The organism is Moorena sp. SIO4E2, from assembly GCF_010671945.1.
GTDB classification, from domain to species: Bacteria; Cyanobacteriota; Cyanobacteriia; order Cyanobacteriales; family Coleofasciculaceae; genus Moorena; species Moorena producens.
In genome coordinates this window covers 1-2,235 of the sequence record NZ_JAAHIE010000920.1, presented here as the reverse complement: position 1 = coordinate 2,235, position 2,235 = coordinate 1, and the positions used below count along the sequence as shown (strand labels likewise).

The 2,235-nt window shown below is 44.7% G+C and carries 2 protein-coding genes; both read right to left on the bottom strand.

From position 1 onward, the window contains the following. Positions 1–254: 254 nt before the first annotated feature. A complete protein-coding gene (locus F6K37_RS38980) occupies positions 255–875 on the bottom strand; it encodes a L,D-transpeptidase family protein (protein ID WP_287256591.1) in 621 nt (206 codons plus the stop codon). A gap of 611 nt (positions 876–1,486) precedes the next feature. Continuing rightward, a partial coding sequence (gene mtnA / locus F6K37_RS38975; RefSeq protein ID WP_287256589.1) for an S-methyl-5-thioribose-1-phosphate isomerase occupies positions 1,487–2,235 on the bottom strand: 749 nt, incomplete at its 5' end.

Sequence of the window (2,235 nt, the reverse complement as noted above, 5' to 3'; positions counted from 1 at the left end):
CTCCTGAAGGGCGGGGTTTTCACCCGCATCCGTTAGACAGTTAGACTTTTGAGGTTTTTATTCCTCGCGAAGTCCCCTACTCATACCCCTCTATTTTCTAGAGGCTCCTAGTAGGAACAAGCCGCACTGACTTCTGACTTCTGACTTCTGACTTCTGCTATATATACCAAAAAGCTTGAATCACCATCTTGTGCCCACCCTGATCAAGCTGCCTCAATCCCCTAGCTAAAGCTAGGGGCAGCTGTCAACAATAACTATTCCTGTACTGTTACAGATGTTCCCAAAGCCACTCTGTTATACAAAGCTTTGACATCATCATTACGCATCCGGATGCAACCGTGAGACACTGCTTGTCCCACCAGTTCCTCATCATTGGTACCATGAAACCCGATGTAGTTTGTTCCATCACTCCAAAATGCCATCCACCTTGGACCAAGAGGGTTTTCTGGTCCTGGAGCAACGACTTCACCAGTTAGAGGATGCTTCCAAACTGGATTTTGAAGCATCTGTGTCACTTGGAAATTGCCTGTAGGGGTTTCCCAACCAGGCTGACCGATGGCAACTGGATAACTGGCTTCGAGTTTATCTCCTCGATAAACATAAAGACGACGCTCACTTAGTTTAATCACTAAACGAGGGGTATTATTAAAGAATTCTTCTTCTTGCCGCAGATAGTGATTGACTTCTTCGAGAGGCGACGACAATTCTGGTGTTTCAAGCCTTGGCAGAAAGCTTTCATACTGAATTTTTTTCCAGTTAGTTACACTAGTATTGGTTAGATCAGCGGCGGCGGTGGCTACCTCTGCGTAGAATAACGGGATAGCTACACCTAAGCCGCACACAATTAAGTGTTGGGTGGAAAGTTTTCCGTTCACGATTTCCTCTTAGCTATTTGATATTTTATGTGCATATTTTAATTGATCATGTTTTGTTCACTGTTGAGCGTTGACTGTTGACGGTTCTACAGCTGCAGGGCTTTGATCTAAACACCCATGATCTAAACACCCATGATCTATAGCGTTTCTCACAGTTATGAGGTACAGTATTCTTTGAAGCTGATTCCCTGTTAGGTGCGCTCTTACCATTAAGAATTAAATTCGCCACGGGTCGCACCTCTTGATGCAGCGCATCCCTATTACTATTACCTATTACTATTACCTATTACCTATTACCTATTACCTATTACCTAAAATCCCGAAATTGTGTACCTCATAGCTATGATAATTGCTATAAACACCCATGATCTAAACACCCATGATCTAAACACCCATAGCTATCGGACTTTATCCTTTAGAGGTTGCTGAACTAAGGAACTGACTCAAACATAGTTGGGTCAGTTATAGCGTTTCTCACTCCTTATCAGGTACATTCAATTTTATTACCCCGACTCCCCACTCCCTCGGTGCGCTTGACCCGTAATTAAATTCGCCACGGGTCGCACCGCTCCCTACTCCCTAATCCCTAATCCCTAAAACCAAGATAGATTTCAAACTGACTGCTTAATGTTAAGTTGTGACAGCTCACTGGGGGCTAATGCGCCTTTTTCAGTAATAATGGCAGTGATTAACTCCGCTGGAGTTACATCAAAAGCTGGGTTATAAAATTCCACTTTAGGAGGACAAATCACTGTCTCCCCAATCTGATAAATTTCTGAGGGGTGACGTTCTTCAATGGGAATCTCTTCGCCAGTAGATAGCTGAAAATCAATGGTTGAGATCGGAGCAGCCACAAAGAAAGGTATCTGATGAGCTTGAGCAATCAGAGCTACACTATAGGTACCAATTTTGTTAGCCGTATCCCCATTGGCAGCAATGCGATCAGCTCCCACTACAACCGCATCAATTAGCCCTTGTTTCATACAATGGGCGGCCATGCTATCGGTAATTAAAGTAACCGGAATACCTTCTTCGACGCATTCCCAGGTCGTTAACCTAGCACCTTGCAAGCGGGGGCGGGTTTCGTCAGCATATAATCTGGCTAATCGCCCATCCCGCCAGGCCGAACGCACCACTCCCAAGGCAGTACCATACCCAGCTGTTGCCAACGCTCCTGCATTACAATGGGTCAGAAGACAGAGTTTGTCGGGGGTTGTCGGTAATACTTCTAATCCGCGATCGCCTATAGCTTGACAGGTTTGTAAATCCTCCAGCTGAATTTGTTTAGCTGTTTCAAGTAAGGAAGCTTTAATCTCTTCTACTGTCCCGATCGTTTCATAGGCATTTTTAAGCATCCGCA